Source organism: Pseudomonas sp. B1(2018), assembly GCF_003097365.1.
GTDB lineage: Bacteria > Pseudomonadota > Gammaproteobacteria > Pseudomonadales > Pseudomonadaceae > Aquipseudomonas > Aquipseudomonas laurylsulfatiphila.
Map to the genome: position 1 here is coordinate 12,393 of NZ_PYUK01000021.1, position 24,737 is coordinate 37,129.

20 protein-coding genes are annotated in these 24,737 nt (G+C 61.2%); 4 read left to right on the plus strand and 16 right to left on the minus strand.

Going from position 1 to position 24,737, the window contains the following annotated elements; genetic code table 11:
* Window positions 1-417: 417 nt before the first annotated feature.
* From C9422_RS26160 to leuD, 3 genes are all read left to right on the plus strand, one after another.
* Window positions 418-1,773: a dicarboxylate/amino acid:cation symporter gene (locus C9422_RS26160; RefSeq protein WP_116582669.1), complete on the plus strand. Its 1,356-nt coding sequence runs from the start codon at window positions 418-420 to the stop codon at window positions 1,771-1,773.
* A gap of 165 nt (window positions 1,774-1,938) precedes the next feature.
* Window positions 1,939-3,357 carry a 3-isopropylmalate dehydratase large subunit gene (leuC, locus tag C9422_RS26165; RefSeq protein WP_116582670.1) on the plus strand — a complete coding sequence of 473 codons (1,419 nt, stop codon included), beginning with the start codon at window positions 1,939-1,941 and terminating at the stop codon, window positions 3,355-3,357.
* 11 nt (window positions 3,358-3,368) lie between these two features.
* Entirely contained in the window at window positions 3,369-4,025 is a 657-nt protein-coding gene (leuD, locus tag C9422_RS26170) for a 3-isopropylmalate dehydratase small subunit (RefSeq protein ID WP_116582671.1), read from the plus strand.
* A gap of 474 nt (window positions 4,026-4,499) precedes the next feature.
* Here leuD and C9422_RS26175 read toward each other — a convergent pair whose 3' ends face one another.
* The 16 genes from C9422_RS26175 to C9422_RS26250 form a co-directional block, all read right to left on the minus strand.
* Window positions 4,500-5,408 carry a MurR/RpiR family transcriptional regulator gene (locus C9422_RS26175; protein WP_116582672.1) on the minus strand — a complete coding sequence of 303 codons (909 nt, stop codon included), beginning with the start codon at window positions 5,406-5,408 and terminating at the stop codon, window positions 4,500-4,502.
* Between the two features lie 127 nt (window positions 5,409-5,535).
* Window positions 5,536-6,300 carry an ABC transporter ATP-binding protein gene (locus C9422_RS26180; RefSeq protein WP_116582673.1) on the minus strand — a complete coding sequence of 255 codons (765 nt, stop codon included), beginning with the start codon at window positions 6,298-6,300 and terminating at the stop codon, window positions 5,536-5,538.
* 18 nt (window positions 6,301-6,318) lie between these two features.
* Window positions 6,319-7,431, minus strand: a complete 1,113-nt coding sequence (locus tag C9422_RS26185; protein ID WP_116582674.1) for a succinylglutamate desuccinylase/aspartoacylase family protein — start codon at window positions 7,429-7,431, stop codon at window positions 6,319-6,321.
* 9 nt (window positions 7,432-7,440) lie between these two features.
* A complete protein-coding gene (locus tag C9422_RS26190) occupies window positions 7,441-8,139 on the minus strand; it encodes an ABC transporter permease (RefSeq protein WP_007978259.1) in 699 nt (232 codons plus the stop codon).
* Window positions 8,140-8,151: 12 nt separating this feature from the next.
* Entirely contained in the window at window positions 8,152-8,841 is a 690-nt protein-coding gene (locus C9422_RS26195) for an ABC transporter permease (RefSeq protein WP_007978261.1), read from the minus strand.
* A gap of 104 nt (window positions 8,842-8,945) precedes the next feature.
* Complete coding sequence (locus tag C9422_RS26200; RefSeq protein WP_116582675.1) at window positions 8,946-9,722, minus strand: ABC transporter substrate-binding protein; 777 nt, start codon at window positions 9,720-9,722, stop codon at window positions 8,946-8,948.
* 344 nt (window positions 9,723-10,066) lie between these two features.
* Window positions 10,067-10,750: a TetR/AcrR family transcriptional regulator gene (locus C9422_RS26205; protein WP_116582676.1), complete on the minus strand. Its 684-nt coding sequence runs from the start codon at window positions 10,748-10,750 to the stop codon at window positions 10,067-10,069.
* On the minus strand, window positions 10,747-12,375 hold the full coding sequence (locus tag C9422_RS26210; protein ID WP_116582677.1) for a methyl-accepting chemotaxis protein: 1,629 nt from the start codon (window positions 12,373-12,375) through the stop codon (window positions 10,747-10,749). Before C9422_RS26210 ends, C9422_RS26205 begins: the two co-directional genes overlap by 4 nt.
* A gap of 66 nt (window positions 12,376-12,441) precedes the next feature.
* On the minus strand, window positions 12,442-13,593 hold the full coding sequence (locus C9422_RS26215; protein ID WP_116582678.1) for an acyl-CoA dehydrogenase family protein: 1,152 nt from the start codon (window positions 13,591-13,593) through the stop codon (window positions 12,442-12,444).
* Window positions 13,594-13,611: 18 nt separating this feature from the next.
* Entirely contained in the window at window positions 13,612-14,700 is a 1,089-nt protein-coding gene (locus C9422_RS26220; protein ID WP_116582679.1) for an enoyl-CoA hydratase/isomerase family protein, read from the minus strand.
* A 2-nt stretch (window positions 14,701-14,702) separates the two neighbouring features.
* The gene (gene mmsB, locus C9422_RS26225) at window positions 14,703-15,593 is read right to left on the minus strand and encodes a 3-hydroxyisobutyrate dehydrogenase (protein ID WP_007978273.1); all 891 of its coding nucleotides are present in this window, start codon (window positions 15,591-15,593) and stop codon (window positions 14,703-14,705) included.
* 88 nt (window positions 15,594-15,681) lie between these two features.
* On the minus strand, window positions 15,682-17,190 hold the full coding sequence (locus C9422_RS26230) for a CoA-acylating methylmalonate-semialdehyde dehydrogenase (protein ID WP_116582680.1): 1,509 nt from the start codon (window positions 17,188-17,190) through the stop codon (window positions 15,682-15,684).
* Between the two features lie 108 nt (window positions 17,191-17,298).
* Complete coding sequence (locus C9422_RS26235; RefSeq protein WP_116582681.1) at window positions 17,299-19,002, minus strand: AMP-binding protein; 1,704 nt, start codon at window positions 19,000-19,002, stop codon at window positions 17,299-17,301.
* Between the two features lie 288 nt (window positions 19,003-19,290).
* Window positions 19,291-20,541, minus strand: a complete 1,251-nt coding sequence (locus tag C9422_RS26240; protein ID WP_116582682.1) for an OprD family porin — start codon at window positions 20,539-20,541, stop codon at window positions 19,291-19,293.
* Window positions 20,542-20,714: 173 nt separating this feature from the next.
* On the minus strand, window positions 20,715-22,364 hold the full coding sequence (locus C9422_RS26245) for a cation acetate symporter (RefSeq protein WP_116582683.1): 1,650 nt from the start codon (window positions 22,362-22,364) through the stop codon (window positions 20,715-20,717).
* Complete coding sequence (locus C9422_RS26250) at window positions 22,361-22,690, minus strand: DUF485 domain-containing protein (protein WP_103398016.1); 330 nt, start codon at window positions 22,688-22,690, stop codon at window positions 22,361-22,363. The genes C9422_RS26245 and C9422_RS26250 overlap by 4 nt, the downstream gene beginning before the upstream one ends.
* A 393-nt stretch (window positions 22,691-23,083) precedes the next feature.
* Here C9422_RS26250 and C9422_RS26255 point away from each other — a divergent pair, with 393 nt between their 5' ends.
* Window positions 23,084-24,061, plus strand: a complete 978-nt coding sequence (locus tag C9422_RS26255) for a LysR family transcriptional regulator (RefSeq protein WP_007978286.1) — start codon at window positions 23,084-23,086, stop codon at window positions 24,059-24,061.
* Window positions 24,062-24,737 lie beyond the last annotated feature (676 nt).

The following is a 24,737-nucleotide window of genomic DNA, read 5'->3' on the forward strand; positions in this document are numbered from 1 at the left end:
CCGATCACACTCTGCTGAACAGCCTGGAGCCAGCAGGATCACAAATCGGCGAGCCGGGTGGATCCAATTATAAGGCGAACAAAAATTGCTAAAGTTTCAGGCGAGTGTAATGGCGTGAAAACGATGCCTCGGGCGTAAAAGGTTTGCACACGCTGTCGAAGAAATTCGGCGTCGAATTTTGCCCTGTTAAATTGGTTCACATCAGGCCTTTGACTTCACTCGAGGAGATATTTGCACCCGGTTTGCTCCTACATGAAAGCAGAAAGACTACATGGGCATTAGACGAACGCATTGCTGGCGTTGATTAATCGCTGACAGCTTTTAATTGCGTCAAGTAATAATTCAGTATATCCCGAGGTCGGTCAAAAGCCGGTTACTCGATGTCTCCTGACAAAAATAAAAATTCAGGGTTTTATAATGAAAAAAATGCTCGGAAAACTATACGTACAGGTACTAATCGCTGTAATAATCGGTGCTGTCGTCGGTGTGCTAGTTCCTGAAACAGGTGCAGCGCTGAAACCTTTAGGTGATGCATTCATCAAACTCATAAAAATGCTTTTGGCGCCTGTCATATTCCTAACGGTAGTGACGGGAATCGCAGGCATGGAAAACATGAAAGATCTTGGGCGGGTTGGCTTCCGCGCCTTAATCTATTTCGAAGTCGTTTCCACATTGGCGCTTATTGTTGGTTTAGTGGTCGTCAATGTATTTAAACCCGGCGCCGGGATGAATGTCGACATCGCCTCTCTGGATACGTCAAGTCTTAGCAGTTACTCCACAGCAGCAAAGCACACATCGGCTATGGACTTTTTGATGAGCATCATTCCCGAGACGATCGTCGATGCTTTCGCTAAAGGCAATGTGCTGCAGATTCTATTGTTTTCAGTTTTGCTAGGGGTAGCCCTTGCTAATGCCGGGCCGCGTGCGAAACTTTTCGTGGACATGCTCGAAAGCTTGACGCAAGGCATGTTTCGGATCGTTAGCATGGTAATGCGCCTGGCGCCAATCGGTGCCTTCGGTGCGATCGCATTCACCATCGGAAAATACGGATTCGGCTCCCTATTTTCGTTGGGTAAGCTCGTGGCTTGTGTCTATCTGACCTGCACGATTTTTGTGATTTTCGTGTTGGGGCCGATCTGCCGATACAGTGGCTTCAGCCTCTGGAAGTTCTTGAAGTACATCAAAGAAGAGCTGTTCACCGTGTTGGGTACTTGTTCATCCGAATCGGTGTTGCCGCAAATGATCTCAAAAATGGAAAAGGCTGGCGTATCCAAGCCAGTGGCAGGGCTCGTAATTCCTTCCGGATTGACCTTCAATCCCGATGGGCAAGCCATCTACTACACCATTGCAGCTATATTCATCGCCCAAGCGACGAATACACCGCTGACATTGACCGATCAGTTGATTGTGCTGACAGTTCTGATGTTTACATCCAAGGGTTCCGCAGGCGTGGCGGGGGCAGGCTTCATTATCCTGACGGCTACCCTGGCATCGCTTGACACCATCCCGGTGGCTGGCATGGTTTTGCTGTTAGGTGTGGATCGCTTTATGTCTGAGGCGCGAGGAATTACGAATACGATTGGCAATGGTGTAGGCACGATGGCCATAGCTAAATGGGTTGGCGCATTGGACGCGTTCAAGATGAATAAAGCGCTCAATGGCGAGGAACTGGAGGAAGTGCGTAACTCTGTGCGATCCGAAGCCTCCAAATCGGCGACGCCAACGGCTGACACTATTGTGCAACTAACCGATATAACTAACCGGGCCTCCTAAATGTTAATCCATATTCTGTTGTCTTAGATTGAGCGGGATCGCTTCGGTGTGTGCTCGAATTGAAGATTCGCATGCAGACGTAACTAATGGAAAAAGTTTTAGCTATTCGAGTCGACGCACGAGCCAGGTTTTTTGGCATATAAAAACTCAAATGAGGATAGTGTGATGGTTAGCAAAACGCTTTACGACAAACTCTGGGATTCGCATTTGGTGAAGCAGCGCGACGACGGGTCGGCGCTGATCTATATCGACCGTCACATCATTCACGAAGTGACCTCGCCGCAAGCCTTCGAAGGCTTGCGTCTGGCTGGGCGTAAGCCTTGGCGCATCGATGCCAACATCGCGACCCCGGACCACAACGTACCGACGACGCCGGAGCGCAAGGGTGGCATCGCAGCCATTGCCGACCCGGTATCGCGTTTGCAAGTGCAGACCCTCGACGACAACTGCGACGAGTATGGCATCACCGAATTCAAGATGAACGACGTCCGCCACGGCATCGTTCATGTCATCGCTCCGGAACAGGGCGCGACCCTGCCAGGTATGACCGTGGTCTGCGGCGACTCCCACACCGCCACCCATGGTGCCTTCGGTGCACTGGCGCATGGTATCGGCACCTCCGAGGTTGAGCATGTACTCGCCACCCAGTGCCTAGTCGCCAAGAAAATGAAGAATATGCTGGTGTCCGTCGAGGGCCAATTGCCGTTCGGCGTGACCGCCAAGGACATTATCCTCGCGGTGATCGGCAAGATCGGCACCGCCGGTGGTAACGGCCACGCCATTGAGTTCGCTGGCAGCGCAATTCGTGCGTTGTCCGTCGAAGGCCGCATGACCATCTGCAACATGGCCATCGAAGCCGGCGCCCGCGTAGGCCTGGTGGCTGCAGACGAAAAAACTGTGGAGTACGTCAAGGGTCGTCCGTTCGCGCCGAAAGGCGCGGAGTGGGACCTGGCTGTCGAAGCCTGGAAGGATCTGGTGTCTGACACCGACGCCCGGTTCGATACCGTAGTCGAGCTCGACGCCGCGCAGATCAAGCCACAAGTCAGCTGGGGCACTTCGCCGGAAATGGTGTTGGCTGTCGATCAGAACGTTCCCGATCCTGCGAAGGAAATGGACCTGGTCAAGCGCGGTTCCATCGAACGCGCCTTGAAATACATGGGTTTGAGCGCCAATCAGGCGATCACCGACATTCACCTCGACCGCGTATTCATCGGTTCCTGCACCAACTCGCGGATCGAAGACCTGCGCGCTGCGGCGGTGATTGCCAAGGGCCGCAAAGTGGCCTCGACCATCAAGCAGGCCATCGTCGTGCCGGGTTCGGGCCTGGTGAAGGCCCAGGCTGAGTCGGAAGGCCTGGACAAGATTTTCCTCGAAGCCGGTTTCGAATGGCGCGAGCCGGGCTGCTCAATGTGCCTGGCGATGAACCCGGACCGTTTGGAGTCCGGCGAGCATTGCGCTTCAACTTCCAACCGTAACTTTGCGGGGCGTCAGGGGGCCGGCGGTCGTACCCACCTGGTCAGCCCGGCCATGGCCGCCGCCGCCGCGGTGAACGGTCGTTTCGTCGACGTCCGTCAATTGATCTAAAGGAGCGCAGCATGAAAGCATTTACCCAGCACACTGGACTTGTCGCGCCTCTGGATCGTGCCAATGTCGACACCGACCAGATCATTCCCAAGCAGTTCTTGAAGTCGATTTACCGAACCGGTTTTGGCCCGAACCTGTTCGACGAATGGCGCTACCTGGATGAGGGGCAGCCGTACCAGGACAACTCCAAGCGGCCGCTGAACAAGGATTTCGTCCTCAACGCCGAGCGTTATCAAGGCACCAGCGTATTGCTGGCCCGGGAGAACTTCGGTTGCGGCTCCAGTCGCGAGCATGCCCCTTGGGCGCTGGAAGAATACGGTTTTCGCAGCATCATCGCGCCGAGCTACGCCGACATTTTCTTCAACAACAGTTTCAAGAACGGCTTGCTGCCGATCATCTTGAACGACGCTGAAGTCGACGAGCTGTTCCAGCAGGTCGAGGCCGATCCGGGCTACCAGCTGCAAATCGATCTGCAGGCCCAGACCGTGACCCGTCCGGACGGCAAAGTGTTGAGTTTCGAGATCGACGCGTTTCGCAAACACTGCCTGCTTAAGGGGCTGGACGATATCGGCCTGACGTTGCAAGACGGTGATGCGATTGCAGCATTTGAGGTCAAGCACCGTGCCAGCCAGCCTTGGTTGTTCAGAGACTCTGATGAATTGATGTAATCGATGGAGAAATGCACGTGGCCGTGGCATCACTAATGTCTTGGTGATGCCACGTTCGTTTCGAAAGAGGCTGATATGCCCTCTCGCTCTGGTTTTAGAGCGAACCAAGCGGACGACCACGCATCGCTGCTTCTTGGTCAGCTTTCAGATGGAGAGGGAACCCATTATTTTTAATACCCCAGTGCGATAATCGATATGAGATAGATCCCCGACAACACCACGTTTTTCGTGCGAAAACTTAATTACCCCTGCTCTTGTATAGAATCGATCCTTAGTCCTTGGCTTCGATTGAAGCTGATTCCCGGTGCCTCCTAAAGTCCAGTAAAAATACGTGGGAGTCTTGCGATTTTATCGTCAATGCCACGGGCCGCTTCTGGCCGTTTTCTGCCCGTCGCAAGAGGCAGAAAACCACTGTGGACTCAACCCATGGCTGTCAGTGACGGCACAGGTCTGCAAGGCAAATCCACAACGCAATCACTTCTTCGCGGGTTTGCCGCTGGCAGGGATGTGCAGGTACGACATCACGCTTTCAGTCAGTTCGGTGGCCAGTTTGACCGCTTCCTTATTACGCGCCATCACGCCGGCGACCAGGCCTTCGATCAGGGCCAGCACGGCGATGTTGGAGCTGGTCAGCACCGGGTGGTCGCAAGGGGCAAACAGCGTGTGCTCGGCAATGCCGGTGAGCGGCGAGGCGGGTGAGTCGGTGATGGCCAGCACGGATGCGCCGCGTTCATTGGCGAAGCGTGCCAGTTGCAGGGTGTCGAGGGAGTAGCGGGGCAGGGAGATCGCCAGCAACACGTCCTGATCGGTAATCGCGGCCAGGCGGTAGGCGGCATTTTCGTTGCCACCCTCCATGCTGATGGCCGTGGCGTCGGCACAGAAGGGCATCAGGGTCGACGCGGCGAGGCCGGCGAAGTAAACACTGTTGCCGAACCCCAGGATGTAGATTTTGCGTGCCGTGGTCAGGCGAGTGACGAAGGCTTCAAAGGTGTCGGCGTGGTTGTTGGTCACCGCCGTGGCCAGGTTGCTGCTGGCGCTCTGCAGTTGTTCATGCAGGCCAAACGCGCCGCCCGGGCGATGGGCCAGTTCGTTGCGCAGTTTGTCGACCGGCGAGACCATCTGCTGCAAGGTGGCGACCAGCTCGGCCTTCATGCCGCTGTAGCCGCCGAGGTCCAGCGCTTTGGCCAGGCGGTTGACGGCGGCGGGTGAGGTCAGTGTTTCTTGAGCCATCTCCTCGATGGTCAGCGTCGCGGCCTTGAGCGGGTGGCGCAGGATGAAGTCCGCCACCTTGCGCAGTGACGGTGGCAGTTCGGAAACGATTTCCGTCAGTTTGCGCATGACCGGCGCGGCATAGACGGTGGTGTCTTTCGATGGGGTTGGCATATCCGGCTCAACGTTTCCTGAAGGTGAGAGAAGGGCTGTGCCTGATGCCCTGACAAGGTTGGCCGGAGTGTATCCCAAGCCTGCCTGGTCAGGGCAGCGCCGAGCAGTGGACGGGTGGGTGGCGGTCTTACTTCAGGCTCCCGGCCAGAAACTGCCGCAGGCGTTCGGACTGCGGGTTGACCAGCACCTCACGCGGGTCGCCGCGCTCTTCGACAACGCCCTTGTGCAGGAACACCAGTTGGTTGGAAACCTCGCGGGCAAAGCCCATTTCGTGGGTCACCACCACCATGGTGCGGCCTTCCTGTGCCAGGTCCTGCATGACTTTGAGCACTTCGCCGACCAGTTCGGGGTCGAGGGCCGAGGTCGGCTCATCGAACAGCATCACTTGCGGTTCCATCGCCAGTGCGCGGGCAATCGCCACGCGCTGCTGCTCGCCACCGGACATGTGCGCCGGCCAGGCGTGCATGCGGTGCGCCACACCAACTTTGTCCAGGTAGTGCTCGGCCTTTTCCCGTGCCTCTTTCTTGCTTTGGCCCAGCACATGCACCGGGGCTTCCATGACGTTTTCCAGAGCGCTCATGTGCGACCAGAGGTTGAAGTGTTGAAACACCATCGACAGTTGCGAACGCATGCGCTGTAACTGCCTGGGTTCGGCCGCTTTCAGCCCGCCAAGTTTGTTGGTCACCAGCTTGAGCAGTTCGCCATTGAGCACGATGTTGCCTGCATTGGGTTGCTCCAGCAGGTTGATGCAGCGCAGGAAGGTACTTTTGCCGGAGCCGCTGGAGCCGATGATGCTGATCACGTCGCCGGCCTGCGCTTGCAGGGACACGCCCTTGAGTACCTGGTGTGCGCCGTAGCTTTTATGCAGGTCCTGAACTTCAAGTTTGTACATGGTTTGAACTCTCTGGAATCAGTCGCTGAGCAAGCGACCCTGGCGAATGGGGGTGATGCCTGCGACTTTGGCCAGCCACAATCCAGGCTGGGCAAAACGCAGGCGTTCGCGGGCATAGAGAATGCCGTCGGTGCTGGCGCTTACCACGCTATGGCGGTCGGTCAGCGGGTCGATGACTTCGAACAGCGGATCGCCGACCTTGACCTGCGCGCCCAGCGGTTGCAGAAAACTCACCACTCCGGGATGGGGTGCGCAGGCGTACTGGGCGCCGGCGAATGGCATGGCCTGGCAACGGCTCGGCGGTGCCGCTGGCCAGTCACCGCTGATCAGGCCCTGTTCGGCGAGATAGCCGAGAATGGCCTGGGCGCTGTCGACGCATTGCTCGCGCCCGGTGTCGGCCATGCCGCGCAGTTCGATGGTGGTGGCCGCGCATGCCAGGGGAATGTTGGCTTCGGGAAACCGCTCGGCCAGGCGCAGCCAGGCAATGGCGCAGGCTTCGTCGAAGGCGCTGCCGCCGGCACCTTCGGCCAGCAACGTGACCTCCGCGTCGAGGCGTGCGGCCAGTGACTGCAAGCGTGGCCAGTGTTGCGGCATCGCATACAGCAACATGATCGATTCGAAGTCACAGTGCAGGTCCAGCACCACATCGGCGTCACAGGCATGCTGCAGCAGCAGGCGGCGCAGGCCGTCGAGTTCCGAGGCCGGTGCCGGCAGGGCAGCGAGGGCATCACCCATGGCGCGGCGGATCAGGGCGATGTTGGCGTCGGCATCGTCTGTCAATTTGCCTTCCAGCAGCGGTGCAACGGTATCGACCAACTCCGGGAAGTCGCGATTGAAGTTCTTGCCGCTGGAGAACTCGAAGCGCCCCTGGTGGGTGGCTTGGAACATCTGGGCGATACCGATCGGGTTGGCCATGGGCACCAACTCGATCACCCCGGTCAGGCGGCCTTGGGTTTCCAGTTCCAGCAGACGGCGCTTGAGTTCGACGGCGACGCGCATCCCCGGCAACTCGTCGGCATGCAACGACGCCTGGATGTAGGCTTTGCGTGGTCCACTGCCAAAGCGGAACAGCGACAGCGTGCGTTCGGTGCCCGAGGCACTCCACGGCAACAGGTATTGAATGTGCTCCATGTCAGCTCCTTAGTGCTTGCGCGGTGCCTGGTACGCCAGCCAGCGGCACTCGGCCAGCTTGAACAGACGCACCAGAATGAAGGTCAGGGCGAGGTAGATGAGGCCGGCGGTGATAAACGCCTCGAACGGCAGGTAGAACCGTGAGCTGACAGTTCGCGCGGCCCCGGTGATGTCGACGAGGGTGACGATGGAGGCCAGGCTGGTGGTTTGCAGCATCATCAGCACTTCGTTGCTGTACTGCGGCAATGCCCGGCGCAAGGCCGACGGCATGAGAATGCGCCGGTACAGGGTCAGGCGGGACATGCCCATGGCCCTGGCGGCTTCGATCTCGCCGTGGTTGGTGGACTTCAGGCTGCCGGCCAGCAGCTCTGCGCTGTAGGCGCTGGTGTTGATCGCGAAGGCCAGGCAGGCACAAAAGGTGGCGCTAGAGAGGTAAGGCCAGAGCGCGCTTTGGCGCACCGCTTCGAACTGCGCCAGGCCGTAGTAGATCAGGAACAATTGCACCAGCATTGGCGTGCCGCGAATCACGTAGGTATAGAGCCAGGCCGGGAAGTTGATCAGCGGCGATCGCGACACCCGCATCAGCGCCAACGGAATCGCCAACACCAGGCCCAGGGCCAGGGAAATCAGCAGGACTTTGAGGGTCAACAAGGCGCCGTTGAAGTACAGCGGCAGGTTTTCCCAGATCAGGTTGTAGTCGAGAATCATGGGTGGCTCCCCTCACAATTCGGCGGCTTTGATGCCGACCGAATAGTGTTTTTCCAGATAGCGCAGCACCAGCAAGGACAGGCTGGTGAGCATCAGGTACAGCGCCGCCACCGCGAGGAAAAACGTGAAGGGCTCGTGTGTGGCATCCGCTGCGTTCTTGGCTTTGAACATCATGTCCTGCAAGCCGATCACCGAGATCAGCGCGGTGGATTTGGTCAGTACCAACCAGTTGTTGGTGAACCCGGGAATGGCGAAACGAATCATCTGCGGTACCAGGATTCGCCAGAACACCTGCGCACCGCCCATGCCATAGGCCACGCCGGCCTCGGCCTGGCCCTTGGGGATCGCCATGAAGGCGCCGCGAAAGGTTTCCGAGAGGTAGGCGCCAAAAATGAAGCCCATGGTGCAGACGCCGGCGATGTAGGGGTTGATGTCGATATAGCGGGTGTAACCGAGCGCCAGGGCGAGGCGGTTCACCAGGTCCTGGCCGCCGTAGAAGATCAGCAGGATCAGCACCAGGTCTGGAATGCCGCGAATCAGGGTGGTGTAGCTTTCCCCGAGCAGGGCCAGCCATTTGAGCGGCGACAGGCGAAAGGCCGCACCGATCAGGCCCAGGGCAATCGCCAGGGACATGGAGGTCAAGGCCAGGTTGATGGTCAGCCAGGCGCCATCGAGAATGCTCGATCCGTAGCCGTGGAGCATGATGAAGTTCCTCAAGCGAGCGCCGCGAGGCGCGCAGGACAAGCCCCGGCAGACGCCTGCAGGGGCCGGCGCCGGGGTCAGGTTTCAGGTTTCAGGACGCAGGCTTACTCGCCGTAGATATCGAACGCGAAGTACCTGGCCATCACTTGCTGGTACTTGCCATTGGCGCGAATGGCATCGATCGCGGCACTCAGGCGCGCAACGTTGGCACTGTCGCCTTTGCGCACGGCGATCCCGGCGCCCCGGCCAAAATATTTCGGGTCGTTGATGTCGGGCCCGGTCAATGCGAAACCCTGGCCCGCCGCTGTCTTGATGAAGCTCTCATCGGTGTTGACGATGTCGGCGAGGGTGGCGTCCAGACGACCCGAGGCGAGGTCAAGGAAGGCTTCATTCTGCGAGGAGTAGCGCACCACGACGACGCCGGCTTTTTCCAGTTGCTCGGTGGCAAAACGATCGTAGGTCGAGGAGCGTTGCACGCCGAGTTTCTTGCCCTTGAGGTCGACCAGAGGATCGTTGATCACGTTGCCGGCCTTCATCGCGAACTTGCCCGGCGTGTGGTAGTACTTTTTGCTGAAGTCCACGGACTTCATGCGGTCTTCGGTGATGGACATCGACGACAGCACGGCATCGATCTTGCGCACTTTGAGCGACGGGATCATGCCGTCGAACTCCTGAATGACCCATTCGCACTTGACCTTCATTTCTTCGCACAAGGCGTTGCCGATGTCGTAATCGAACCCGCTGACGTTGCCCTCCGGTGTCTTGAAGGAGAAGGGCGGGTAGGCGGCTTCGATACCGATACGCAGGCTGTCTTCGTCGGCATGTGCCAGAAAGCTGAAAGCGCATAGCGCCAGAGCACCTAGAAGTTCTGTCTTGTTCATATTGTTGACTCCCTGGAGGGCGTTGGGGGAACGGGTGCCCGCCATCCGGGTTGGCGCGGTGGATCAGTCCTGTGATCGGCGAGGCTATAAATGACACAATAAAAACCCATATGCAATACAACTGAAAAAAAACATATCAGTCTCGGGCGTGACAACGTGCACCCGTGGCCGGTCGGTCCAGGCACTGGTGAGCGTTTCTGTGGGGTTTCGCAATGATTTTTCCGGGGGGGCGAAAGAGCGTTTTTTTAGCGGCGCTCGTTCGGTTCACAGGCTGATCGGCAGGGATGCCGTCGCTGCAAATTCATAGGGCTGATGGCCAAGACGTCGCTTGGCCACTGCATGCTTCATAAGCGCTGGAGCGGTGGCTTTTCCGGGCGTGTAAGGTCTGCGGCCTCAGTTGCACGCAATGCCCCCTGCAGCGTGCTCATCACCATCTCATGCAGCAGCTTGCGGCGTGCTCCAATGCCGGCCTGGGGCTTCCCGACCCAGGCCGGCAGCTGATTGAGCAGGGATACGATGCCGTTCATGGTCGCGCGCAGGGTGGCGCCAGCCGGTTTACCGGTGAGTTGCTCTATGGCCTCCACCAGATGTTCCTCGTAGCGTCCGCGCAGGGTCAGGATCGAGGCCTGCTGTTCGCAGCTCAAACAATGGAGGTCGTACTCAGCCAGGCGGAAATGCGCGGCCATGCGCTCGTGCAGCCGCAGGTGCGCCTCAAGCAGGCCCTGCAGTCGTATAGCAGGGGCGGATTTGCGCCGGGTCACCAGGCGGGCGCCATCAAGCAACGCTTCGTAGAGCTCCTCGATCAGTTCAAACAGCAGTGCCTCTTTGTTATCGATGTGGTTGTAGAGGGAGCCGGCCGTGATCCCCAGGCCAGTGGCCAGGTCGCGCATGCTGACCCGGCTGAAACCGTGCCTGGCGAACAGCTCGACCGCCTTGTGCCGCGTTTCCAGGTAGCGCGTGTTGCGCGCTTCGTCGACAGGCATGGCAAAAAGGGATCCGGAAGTCTGCATGTTGCTCATCCACCTCATACGCGAAACTGCCCCAACAGCCGATTGAGCTGACCCGCCAGTTGGCCCAGTTCCTGGCTCGCCGCGTTGGAACGGTCTGCTGCCTGGGCATTTTCGTGGGCCAGTGAGGCTGCTCGGGTCACATTCTGGTTGATGTCTTCGACTACGTGTGACTGCTCCAGCGTGGCGCTGGCGATCGAGGCGTTCAGTTCAGTGACATTGCGCAGTGCGCCGAGTACCTGGTGCAGGCTTTCAGCCGTTTGGTGGGCCTGCTCCACGGTTTGTCGAGCGGCCTGGCTGCTGGCATTGATGACATCCACCGCGGCTTCGGAGTTGCCGTGCAGGCGCTCGATCATGTCCTGGATTTGCGCGGTGGACTGCTGGGTGCGCTGTGCCAGCAGGCGCACTTCGTCGGCCACCACCGCGAAGCCGCGACCCTGTTCGCCGGCGCGCGCCGCCTCGATGGCGGCGTTCAGCGCGAGCAGGTTGGTCTGCTCGGCGATGGCGCGGATCACTTCCAGCACGCTGCCGATCTGGATACTTTCCCGGGCCAGGCTCTGGATCACCTCGACGGCCTGGCCGATGGTATCGGACAACTGGTCGATCTGGAGCAGGCTGCTGTCGATGTTGTGTTGGCCCCGGCGTGCCTGCTCTTCGGCCTGGCGAACTTCGTTGGCTGCGTGCTCGGCGTTCCTGGCCACTTCCTGCACGGCGTAGGAGACCTCATGGATGGCGGTGGCGACCAGCTCCATCTGCTGCGATTGCTGCTGGCTGTGGTTCTGGCTATCGGCGGCGATTTCACCGAGCGACTTCGAAGCCTGGTCCAGGCTGTCGGCGGACTGCATGGATTGGCTGATCACGCCACGCAGCTTGTTGGTGAACACATTGAAATGACCGCTCAAGTCCGTCAGCTCATCGCGCCAGCGGTTATCCAGATGACGGGTCAGATCGGCTTCGCCGCTGGCGATGTTTTCCATTGCATCGACCACTCGCGTCAGTGGCGAGGCGATGCTGCGGGCAATCAGCAGGATCAGCGCACTGAGCATCAGGGTGATCGTCAGCAATATGACAAAAGCCTGGAGCAGCTGGCGGCGGAACTCGACCTGCACGTCGTCGATGTAGATGCCCGAGCCGACAATCCAGCCCCAGGGCTTGAACAGTTCGACGTAGGAAACCTTCTCCACTGGCGCATCGGAACCCGGCTTGGGCCAGCGGTAGTGCACCAGCCCGGCGCCATCGCGTTTGGCGGTGGCGACCATTTCGTCGAACAGCGCCTTGCCGTCCGGATCGAGTGTACCGGCCATGCGCTTGCCCTCGAGCTTGGCATTGGGGTGCATGACCATGCGTGTGTCGAGGTCTTCGAGCCAGAAGTAATCCTCGTGGTCGTAGCGCAAGTCGCGCATGACCGCGATGGCCTGCTGCTGCGCCTGCTCACGACTGAGGCCTTGGGCTTCCAGGCTCTGGAAGTGGCGCAGGATGCCGCTGGCGGTCTCGACCACGTGGCGGGTTTTCAGCGCCTTGGCCGTGTAAAGGTCGTCATGGCTCTGCTTGAGCATCAGGCCGGCGAGAATCAGCAGCATCAGGATGGATGTCAGCAAAATCAGCCACAGACGTCGGCTAATGGAAATATTGCGCAAGCCGGGCATGGGCAACTCCGCGAGAGGGAAGGCAGGTGAAAGCCGGAGGCGGCGGTCGCGTCCGGCTCGAGGGGGTCAGAGTGCGTAGTGGCTCAGTTCGCGGGCGATCAGCAGGCGCTGGACTTCGCTGGAGCCTTCGTAGATCTGGGTGATGCGCGCGTCTCGGTAGTAGCGCTCCACCGGGTAGTCTTCCAGGTAGCCGTAGCCGCCATGGATCTGCAGGGCACTGGAGCAAACGCGTTCGGCCATTTCCGAGGCGAACAGCTTGGCCTGGGAGGCTTCGGACAGGCACGGTTGCCCGGCGCTTTTCAGGCGCGCGGCATGCAGGACCATCAGGCGGCTGGCGTTGAGCCGGGTGTGCATGTCGGCGAGCAGGTTGGACACGCTTTGGTGTTCGATGATCGGCTTGCCGAACTGGACGCGTTCGCGGGCATAGCCCAGGGCAGCCTCGAAGGCCGCGCGGGCGATGCCCAGGGCCTGGGCGGCGATGCCGATGCGGCCGCCTTCCAGGTTCGACAGGGCAATGGCCAGGCCTTTGCCGCGTTCACCCAGCAGGTTGGCTTCGGGAATGGTGCAGTTGTTTAAGGTCACCGCGCAGGTATCGGAGGCCTTGATCCCCATCTTGTGTTCGCGTCGGTCGACCACGAATCCGGCGTTGTCAGTGGGGACCAGGAAGGCCGACAGCCCTTTCTTGCCCAGTTGCGCATCAGTGACGGCGAAGACAATGGCCAGCTTGGCCCGCTCTCCGTTGCTGACGAACTGCTTGGCACCGTTGAGAATCCACTGACCGTCGCGCAGTTCGGCACGGGTACGCAGGTTGTGCGCCTCGGAGCCGGCCTGTGGCTCGGTCAGGCAGAAGCAGCCGATCGCTTGACCACTGACCAGCAGCGGCAGCCAGCTGTCCTGTTGCGCGGGGGTGCCGTATTTCAGCAGCGGGCCGCAGCCCACCGAATTGTGGATGCTCATCAGCGCGCCGAGGGCACCGTCGCCGGCCGAGATTTCTTCAACGGCCAGGGCGTAGGCCACATAGTCGGTATAGCTGCCGCCCCAGGTGTCCGGTACGACCATGCCCAGAAGGCCCAGCTCGCCCATCTGCGCCACCACGGCGTCATCGATCCAGCCGGCCTTCTCCCAGGCCTGGGCATGCGGCGCAACTTCGCTGCGGGCGAAGTCGCGCGCCATGTCGCGGATCATGCGTTGTTCTTCGGTCAGTTCGATATCGTGCATTGCAAAGTCTCCTGCCAGTCAGGCGGTACGAACGGGCTTGCCGGAGGCGCGTTCAAAGTCATTGAAGAAGGCTTGCACCCGGGCAGGTGCCAGCTCTGCCAGGGTTGGCGGGTTCCAGCGTGGGCACTTGTCCTTGTCGATGATCAGGGCGCGTACTCCCTCCATCAGGTCGCCCTTGTCGAACCACTGGTAGTCCAGGTGCAACTCAAGGGCGAAGCACTCGGCCAGGCTCAGGTCACGACCACGGCGCAACAACTCGAGCGTCGTGGCCATCGCCAATGGCGAGCGGCTGTCGAGCAGCTTCACCGTCTGCTCGGCCCAGTCTTGCAGCTCGGGGCGTTGTTCGCGCTGCAGCGCGGCGTGAATGGCCGGGACATCGGGCAAGGCGAAATACGCGTCGATCGCCTGGCGACAGGCCTTGAGCTCGGAGCCGGCAAGTCGCTCGGTGGCCATGTCGGCGAGCAGGTCCTGCAAGTCTTCGACGGGCGCAGCGGTCCAGTTCAGGTGGTCGAGGCAGGCATCCAGCTCGGCCAGCCGTTCGCTGGGCAGGTAGTAGTCGGCAAGATTCGCATAGAGGGCATCGGCGGCACGCACCTGGCAGCCGGTGATACCCAGGTAGGTTCCCAGCTCACCCGGCAGGCGCGGCAGGAAATAGCTGCCACCGACGTCGGGGAAAAAGCCGATGCCGACTTCCGGCATGCCCATCCGCGTGCGTTCGGTGATCACCCGCAACGAGGCGGCCTGGGCCAGGCCCATGCCGCCACCGAGGACAAAACCATCGAGCAGTGCCAGCACTGGCTTGGTGTAGCCATGCAGATACTCGTCCAGGGCGTACTCCTCTTCGAGGAACAGCTCATGCAGGTTGTCGCCAGCCTTGTAGCTGTCGTACAGCATGCGGATGTCGCCACCGGCGCAGAAGGCCTTTTCACCGGCGCCGCGAAGGGTCACGGCGACGATCTCCGGGTCCTGCTCCCACGCCCACAGGTGTCGGCAGAGCAGACGCACCATGGGCAGGTCCAGGGTGTTCAACGCGCTTGGCCGATTCAGTGTCAGGTGGCCGACACGGTTGCGTACGCTGGCCAGCACCGGGGCTTGCTGCTCGCTCATGTTCAGGCTTCCCCGCGGAACAGGTTGATGATGGCGGAGAAGTCCAGGCCGCCGTTACCTTGCAGGCTGAAGGTCTGGTACAGCTGCTGGGCTACGGCACCGAGCGCGACCGGCTGACGCGCGTGCCGGGCCGCTTCAGTGGCCAGGCCCAGGTCCTTGAGCATCAGGTCGCTGCCAAATCCGCCGCTGTAGCCGCGCGAAGCCGGAGCGTTTTCCAGTACGCCCGGGAACGGATTGTTGACCTCCGAGCTCCAGCAGCGACCAGTGGAGGTGTTGATGATCCCGGCCAGCACCTTGGCGTCGATCCCGAGGGCTACACCCAGGGCCATGGCTTCGGCGACGCCGACCATGGAGATGCCGAGCAGCATGTTGTTGGCGATCTTGGCCACCTGGCCGTTGCCTGCTGCGCCGCAGTGCACGATGTTCTTGCCCATGGCCGAGAGGATCGGCAGGGCCTGGTCGAACACGCTGTCCGGGCCACCGACCATAAAGGTCAGGGTACCTGCCGCCGCACCTCCGGTACCGCCGGATACCGGCGCGTCGAGCATCGGGTTGCCTTGGGCAAGGGCGTATTTGGCCACCTCGCGGGTGCTCAGCGGGTCGATGGTCGAACTGTCGATCAACAGCACGCCCGGGCCGATATTGGCCAGCAGTCCATCCTTGCCGCGATAGACCTGCTTCACGTGCTCGGCGGTCGGCAGCATGGTGATGATCACCTCAACCCTGGCCTTGGCCACGGCGGCGGGTGAGTCGGCGGCGCTGGCGCCGGCCTCCACCAGGGCGGCGACCGCCTGGGGGAAGGGATCGAAGACGGTCAGGCTGTGGCCGGCCTTGAGCAGGTTGCGGGCCATTGGGCCGCCCATGTTGCCGAGGCCGAGAAATCCGATATGCATGTTGGCTACCTTTACGATAGGGGGCAGTGGCGCAGGAAACCCTGCGCGCGCTTGTCGTCGGCCGACGCAAGGCGCCGGCCGGCAAAGGTCATTTCAGGGTAATGGTGGTGTTCACCGCGCCGCCGGTGTCGTCCTCGTCGAACCAGCGCTGGGTGATCGTCTTGGTCTGGGTGTAGAAGGTCACCACTTGCTTGCCGTACGGGCCCAGGTCGCCCAGCTTGGAGGCGCGGGAACCTGAGAAGGAGAACAGCGGGACCGGTACCGGGATTGGTACGTTGATGCCGACCTGGCCGACGTCGATCTCTTCCTGGAAGTGCCGCGCGGCTGCGCCGGAGCGGGTGAACAGGGCAGTGCCGTTGCCGTTCGGGTTGGCGTTGATGATCTCGATCGCCTCGTCCAGGTTGGCGGCGTGCATGACGCACAGCACCGGGCCGAAGATCTCTTCGCGGTACACCGACATCTGCGCGGTGACGCCGGAGAAAATGGTCGGGCCGACGAAGTTGCCGTCCTGGTAGCCCGGCACGCTCGGGTTGCGCCCATCCAGTTCAAGCTTCGCGCCTTCTTCGATGCCGCTGGCGATCAGACCGTTGACGCGCTCCAGGGCGGCGCAGGAGATCACCGGGCCGATGTCGGTGCCCGGTTCGGTACCACCATTGATCTTGAGGGTCTTGGTTCGTTCGATCAGGTCCGGCAGCCAGGTCTGCGCTTCACCCACCAGGATTACCACGGGCAGGGCCATGCAGCGCTGGCCGGCAGCACCGAAGGAGGCGCCCAGCAGGTTGTTCAGGGTCTGTTGTTTGTTGGCATCAGGCAGGACGATGGCATGGTTTTTCGCGCCCATCATGCACTGCGCGCGCTTGCCGTTCTGGGTGGCGCGGTTGTAGACGTGGGTGCCGACCTTGGTCGAGCCGACGAAGGACACGGCCTTGATGTCCGGGTGGTCGCAGATCAGGTTCACCGCGTCGACGCCACCGTGGATGACGTTGAGCACGCCCTTGGGTACCCCGGCTTCCAGGGCCAGTTCCACCAGGCGCATGGTCACCAGCGGATCCTGCTCGGATGGCTTGAGGACGAAGGTGTTGCCGGTGGCAATGGCCATCGGGAACATCCACAGCGGGATCATCGCCGGGAAGTTGAACGGGGTGATGCCGGCGCACACGCCCAGCGGCTGCAGCAGGGTGTAGGTGTCGACGCCGTTGGCCACGTTGTTGGCCAATTCGCCCATCTGCAAATTGCCGATGCTGGCGGCGTGCTCGACCACTTCGAGGCCGCGGAACACGTCACCTTCGGCATCCGGCAGGGTCTTGCCTTGCTCGGCGGTGAGCAGGGCGGCCAGTTCCTTGATGTTCTCGCGGATCAGCTGCTGGTACTTGAGGAACACACGGGCACGGACACCGATCGGGGTCTTGCGCCAGGTCTTGAAGGCTTGCTTGGCGCTGGCCACGGCGGCGTCCATTTCCTCGGCGGTGGCGAAGGGGACACGGGCCAGGACTTCCTGGGTGGCCGGGTTGACCACGTCGCGCCACTGGGTGCTGCGCGATTCGACGAATTCGCCGTTGATGAGAAGCTTGACGCTGGGAACGATAGAAGAGGTCATTTACGGGTCCTGCCTGCTTTCGTTGGGTCGAATGAGTCCCCTCGGCGTGGTTGGCCGAGTGGTCGGGTTTGAATTCGGGGGAGGGGCCGGCATGCCGGCCCCGGGGGGTCAGCCTTTGAGTTGCGGGAAGTCTTCTTCGAAGTATTCCTGCGGGCCACGTGCGTCGCCCTGGCGACGTAGCACTTCCATTTGCCGCAGTTCCACCCGGCGGATCTTTCCGGAGATGGTCTTGGGCAGCTCGCTGACAAATTCGATGCGCCGTACCCGCTTGTAGGGCGCCAGGTGCTCGCGGGCGAACGCGAGGATGCTGCCGGCCAGTTCGTGACTGCCCTGTGCGTCATGGGCCAGGATCAGATAGGCCTTGGGCACTGCCAGGCGCACGGGGTCGGGGCTTGGCACCACGGCCACTTCCATCACCGCCGGGTGTTCGATCAGCGCGCTTTCCAGCTCGAAGGGGCTGATGCGGTAGTCGGAGGCCTTGAACACATCATCGGCACGGCCGACGAAGGTGATGTAGCCCTCGTCGTCGATCTGTGCGGTGTCGCCAGTGCGGTAGTAGCCGTCGCGCATCACTTCGGCAGTCTTTTCCGGGCTGTCCTCGTAGCACAGCATCAGGCCGAGCGGGCGTACGTCCAGCGGCAGGGCCACTTCGCCTTCGTTACCCGGCACGCCATCGGGGTCGAGCATGGTCACCCGGTAGCCCGGCAACGGACGGCCCATGGAGCCCGGCTTGAGCCGCTGGCCAGGCGTGTTGCCGACCAGTGCGGTGGTTTCCGACTGGCCGAAGCCGTCGCGCAGCAACAGGCCCCAGGCATGCAGGATCTGCTCGATGATCTCCGGGTTGAGCGGCTCACCGGCACCCACCAGTTCGCGCAGGCGCAGGCGAGTCTTGTAACTGGCCAGGTCTTCCTGGATCAGCATGCGCCACACGGTAGGTGGCGCGCACAGGCTGGTGACGCCATAGCGCTCGAGCACGCCGAGCAGGGCTGGCGCGCTGAAGCGTGCGGTGTTGTGGATAAAGATGCAGGCACCGGCATTCCAGGGTGCGAAGAGGCAGCTCCAGGCGTGCTTGGCCCAGCCCGGGGACGAAATGTTCAGGTGCAGGTCGCCCGGCTGCAGGCCAATCCAGTACATGGTCGAGAGGTGGCCGACCGGGTAACTCTGGTGACTGTGCAGCACCATCTTCGGCTTGGAGGTGGTGCCGGAGGTGAAGTACAGCAGCATCGGGTCGGTGGCCAGTGTGCGACCCTCTGTTTCGAACTGCTCGGAATGCTCGCTGGCGGCGCTGTGCGGGGTCCAGCCGGCGGGGGACGGGCCGACGCAGATGCGGCTGCAGTCTTCACCCAGCCCGTCGAACTTGTCGACATGGGCGCTACCGACCACCAGGTGGCGAACATGGCCGCGCTCGATGCGGTCGCTCAGGTCATCGGGGGTCAGCAGGGCGGTGGCGGGAATGACCACGGCGCCGAGTTTGAAGGCGGCCAGCATGGTTTCCCACAGGGCGACATCGTTACCGAGCATCAGCAGGATGCGTTCGCCGCGGCGCACGCCGAGGGCACGCAGGTGATTGGCCACCTGGTTGGAGCGCGCTGCCAGTTGCTGGAAGCTGTAGCGTTGTTCGCTGCCGTCCTCTTCGACGATCCACAGGGCGTTGGCCTGGTTGCCTTCGGCCATGGCATCGAAGTAATCCAGCGCCCAGTTGAATTCGTGCAGCTGCGGCCAGCGGAAGTCACGTACGGCGGTGGCGTAGTCGGTACGGTGGGCCAGGAGGAAATCACGAGCGGCCAGGAAGGGTTGGCAGTGGTTGTTCATTGGAGGCTCCCGAGACGCGCGCGGGTACCTGGAAGTGGGGAGACGACGGCAAGCAAAGATAGCTTCACGGTGGGTGCCCTATTTATTTTTATTGGGACTGACCGGGTTCATGGCCAGGTGGTTGAATCGAGTATAGGCAGGCATAAATCAAATAAGAATGCTCAAAAAATCCCGTATGTTGTGCAAAAAAGCATGGGCCTGCTGCATCGTTGAATCGACAGAAATGCACAAGGCGTGCGCTGCCCGCACCGTCAAGCGATGCAGGCAGCGCACGCCTTGTGCGGGGACTTACCAGAGCGCCAGGGTATAGCTGAGGATCAGGCGGTTTTCGTTGAGGTCGTTACCGAAGTGGGCGGTGCGCACCGTAGCGTTGCGCCACTTGAGACCGAGGTTTTTCAGCGGGCCGCTCTGGAGCACGTAGCCGATGTCGGTGTCGCGCTCCCATTCGTGGCCGTCGGGTTTGCCGGCGCCCAGGTCGATGCTGTCGCCGGATAGGTAGCGGGTCATGAAGGTCAGGCCGGGAACACCGAGGGCCGCGAAGTTGTAGTCGTAGCGCGCCTGCCAGGAGCGCTCGTCCTTGTTGGCGAAATCGTTGATCTGCACAAAGTTGACCAGGAAGGCGTCGGTGCCATTGACATAGGCAAAGCCGGTGTCGCCGCTCATGCGTTGGTAACCGAGGCCGAAGGCATGGCCGCCGAGGGCATAGGTGAACATGGCGCCGAAGGCATTGTTGTCGATGTTGCTGTGGCCATCGTCGGTGGAGCGGGCGTAGCGCAGGTCGCTCTTGAACGTCTGGCCTGCGCCCAGCGGCAGGACGTGGACCAGACTGAACTGGTGCTGGTGATAGAAGTCGTCCAGGCCGCCGTAGTTGTAGCCCGTGTTCAGCCGCTCGTTCCACTGGTAGGCCAGGCCGGCGAAATTGAAGGCGTCGCTGCGGGCCTGGCCACCGACAATGCCCTTGGCGCCGGTGGTGGTGATGGTCATTTTCTCGTAGTCCGAGGAGTCGCGCTGGTTGACCCGATCCACGCGCCCAGCGTCGACGCTCAGACCTTTGATCTCCTGAACGTTCAACTGGCCACCGCGGAATGTTTGCGGCAACAGGCGCGAGTCATTGGCCAGCAGTACCGGCAACTTCGGGGTCAGGGTGCCGAGCTTGAGCACACTGTTGGACGCTTTGAACTTGGCCGTCAGGCCCAGTTCGCCATACTCGTCCTTGGCGCGCTTGGGCGGCTCGTTATCGCGCTTGAGCAGGCCGGAGCCGGAGCGATCAGGGCTGGAGTCGAGCTTGACGCCGAGCTGGCCAAGGGCATCGATACCGAAACCGACCGTGCCATCGGTATAACCGGATTCGTAGCGCAGCAGGAATCCCTGGGCCCATTCTTCTTGCTTGGACTGGGCGGCATTGGCCTGGCGGAAGTCACGGTTGAAGTAGAAGTTGCGCATCTCCAGCCTGGCCGTGCTGTCGGCCAGGAAGTCGGCATGAGCCTGTGCAGCGAGGCCGCTGCCGGCCAGGAACAGAGTGAGGGTGGTGGGTTTCATTGGAGGCCTTTTGTTGTTTTTGTTGTCGACGAGCCGCTCCCGCGCCACTTGGCATTGGCGAGGGAAGGGCGCTTGTGGGGTGTCCTGCACCGAGCGGCGCAGGGCGGGTGTAAAAAAGCGCGAAGCAAAGGAGCGGACTCGCGCTCGGGGCGTCAGCCCCGGAAAAATCAGCGTCAGTGACTGCTGGCCATGGAAGCTCCAAGGCCGGTCTGGGCACGGACGAACTGGTCGGCATAGGCGGCGCGCTCGCGGTTGGCGCGCTCGCTGCGGTCAAGCCTGGAAGCGACCACTATGACCACGAAGGCCAGTGGCATGGAGAACAGCGCCGGCTGGTCGTAAGGGAACAGCGCCTGGGCATGCCCCAACACACCGACCCACACCGACGGCGAGCCGATCACCAGGGCCAGTGCGCTGACCAGGCCGGTCAGGCCGCCATAGAGGGCGCCGCGGGTGGTCAGGCCGCCCCAGTACATGGCCATGATCAGTACCGGGAAATTCGCCGAGGCGGCGATGCCGAACGTCAGGCCGACCAGGAAGGCGATGTTCTGGCCCTCGAACAGAATGCCGAGGGAAATCGCCACGATGCCCAGGCAGACGGTGGCGATGCGTGACACGCGCATTTCCTGTTTCTCGTCGGCGCAGCCCTTCTTCAATACCGACGCGTAAAGGTCATGGGAGATGGCCGAGGCACCGGCCAGGGCCAGGCCGGCCACCACCGCGAGAATGGTGGCGAACGCCACGGCAGAGAGGAAGCCGAGAAACAGGTTGCCGCCCACCGCCTTCGCCAGGTGCATGGCCACCATGTTGCCGCCGCCGATCATGGCCCCGCCGAGCTTGCCGTCGACGTAGTACTGCGGATCCGTGCCGACGATGACGATGGCGGTATAGCCCAGGACGCAGACCACCAGGAAGAAGAAACCGATGAACACCGTGGCGAACAACACCGATTTACGTGCCTCCTTGGCATTGGGCACCGTGAAGAAACGCATCAGGATGTGCGGCAGACCGGCAATGCCGAAGACCAGGCCGAGGGATAGGGACACCGCGTTGATCGGGTCGGCCAGCAAGGTGCCCGGACCCATGATCTGCACGCCGCTGGCATGCACCGCCACCGCCTGGGCGGCCAGCGTCTCGAAGCTGAAGTCGAAGCGACTCAGGGCCATCAGCACCAGGGTGGTGCCGCCCGCCAGCAGCAGGACCGCCTTGGTGATCTGTACCCAGGTGGTGGCGAGCATGCCGCCGAAGATCACATAGACCAGCATCAACAGTCCGACCACCACCACCGCCGTGCGGTAGTCGAGACCGAACAGCAGCTTTATCAGCTGGCCGGCACCGACCATTTGCACCACCAGATAGCAGCACACTACGGTCAGCGATCCGAGGGCGGCAAAGCTGCGTACGCGGGTTTGATCGAGGCGGTAGGAGACAATGTCGGCGAAGGTGTAGCGGCCCAGATTGCGTAAGCGCTCGGCCATCAGGAAGGTGACGATCGGCCAGCCGACGAAGAAGCCGATGATGTAGACGAAGCCGTCGTAACCCTTGGCGAAGACCAGGCTCGACAGGCCCAGCAAAGTGGCCGCCGACATGTAGTCACCGGCGATTGCCAGTCCATTCTGAAAACCGGTGATACCGCCACCGGCGCTGTAGAAATCGGCGGCGGAGCGAGTGCGCCGTGCCGCCCACCAGGTGATCAGCAGGGTGGCGAGGACGAAGACGAAAAACATGCCGATGGCGTGCAGGTTGAGCGGTTGCTTCTGCGCAATGATGGGGTCGGCATGGGCCAGCACAGGGCTGAGGGCGAGCAGGGCGGACAGACGTTTCATGCGCGGGACTCCTGGAGGATCTGCGAGCTGAGCACGTCGAAGCGGGTGTTGGCGCTGTGCACGTACCAGGCGGTGAGTAGCCAGGACAACAGGATGATCGTCACGCCGATTGGCATGCCGAGGCTGAGGTGGCTGCCGTCATACAGCGGCAGGTGCAGCCAGGCAGGAGCGAAAGCCACCACCATGATGAAGCTGTAATAGATCGCCAGGACCGCGCCGCTCAGTGTCCAGGCCAGCAGTGCGCGCTGACGCGCCAGACGCTGGAACTTGGGGTTGGCCCTGACCCGTGCACAGGTCTGGGCGTGGTTCGGATGGTCAGTCGTCATGGTGAGGCTCCGTTTTTCTAGTTGTTTTTGTCGTTCGGCCTTTTGAGGGGCGTACGGGTACCCGGGTAGCGACCCGATGCGGGGCGCCACCTGAATGCGGATGTGCTGGAGTTATTGCCGCCCGGACGATCTTTCGAAGGAGAGTGGGCGGAGCAGGAGGGCGGGCCTGATCGGCTGCGAAGCGAGCAGAGGATCGGACCAATGGCAGGCGAGAACCGTGGTCGCGATTGCGCTGTTGCGCAGCTGTTTGCGTCCGGCGTGCAGGCCGGGGTTTATCCATGCGCTCATGCTGTCAGCCCTCGTTATTTATTATTGGGGAGGGGACTTTCCTGGCCGGAAAACGACGCTGGCCAAGTTGGGTGAGATGCGAGTATATAAGGGCATATTTCCCATATGTATTGGCAGAAAAGCCCGATGGATATGCAAAAACGCACAACGCAGCCCCCACTGAACTGGGACGACTTGCGCTTCTTTCTCGAAGTTGCCCGTGCGCGCACCGCCAGCGGTGCGGCCCGACGCCTGGGCGTGGACTACACCACGGTGTCGCGGCGCATCCGTGCCCTGGAGCAATGCCTGGGTGCCTTGCTGTTCGAGAAATCGCGAACCTCAGGCTTCGTCCTGACCGTGGAAGGGCAGCGTCTGGTCGGACACGCCGAAAGCCTGGAAAGTACGCTGCTGGTGGCTTGCGAGCAGGTTTTCGGCACCACCGGGGGGCTCTCCGGGCATCTGCGCATTGGTTGCACGGAAGCCTTCGGAACCTGTTTCATCACGGCGCAGATGAGCCACTTCCTCGAGCACTACCCGAATATCTCGGCGGACATTTTGCCGGTCCCGCACTTCATCAACCTGTCACGGCGCGAGGCGGATATCGCCATCACCCTGGAGCGGCCCGAACGCGGTCCATACGTGTGCTCGCGACTGTGCGACTACCGCCTGCGCCTGTATGCGACGCCGGAGTACCTGGCCAATCATCCGTCGATCGGCTGTCGCGAAGACCTGTCCAGCCACCCCTTCGTGACCTACGTCGAAGACCTGGCCTTCAGCTTCAAGCTGCTCTACCTGAACGACCTGATGCCTGGCGCCAACTGCCGCCTGCGCAGCACCAGTGTGGTCGCCCATTACCATGCAGCCCTGGAAGGGCGGGCGCTGGCCATCCTGCCTTGCTTCCTCGCCGGCCCCGATCCCCGCCTGTGCGAAGTGCTGCCGGGTGAGGTGGAGGTCACGCGACAGTTCTGGATGTATTACAGCGAGGACCTGCGCAAGCTCAAGCGGGTCACCCTGGTAGCCGACTATCTGCGTGCTTGTGCGGAATTGAATCGTCCGTTGTTGATGGGGGAGTCCCATACGATGCACTACTTGCCGTCGCCCTGAGGGAATGGGAGGTGTGGCTTTGCAGGAGCTGCTGCAGGCTGCGATCTTGCTTTTGAAAATCAAAAGATCGCAGCCTCGTTGCACTCGACAGCTCCTACAGGAGCATGGCGTCTGCAGCGCTTTTTGTAGGCGCTGCCGCAGGCTGCGATCTTTTGATCCTGCTTGTGAACATCAAAAGATCGCAGCCTCGTTGCACTCGACAGCTCCTACAGGAGCATGGCGTCTGCAGCGCTTTTTGTAGGAGCTGCCGCAGGCTGCGATCTTTTGATCCTGCTTGTGAAAATCAAAAGATCGCAGCCTCGTTGCACTCGACAGCTCCTACAGGAGCATGGCGTCTGCAGCGCTTTTTGTAGGCGCTGCCCCAGGCTGCGATCTTTTGATCCTGCTTCTGAACATCAAAAGCTCGCAGCCTCGTTGCACTCGACAGCTCCTACAGGAGCATGGCGTCTGCAGCGCTTTTTGTAGGAGCTGCCGCAGGCTGCGATCCTTTGATCCTGCTTTTGAAAATCAAAAGATCGCAGCCTCGTTGCACTCGACAGCTCCTACAGGAGCATGGTGTCTGCAGCGCTTTTTGTAGGAGCTGCCGCAGGCTGCGATCTTTTGATCCTGCTTCTGAAAATCAAAAGATCGCAGCCTCGTTGCACTCGACAGCTCCTACAGGAGCATGGCGTCTGCA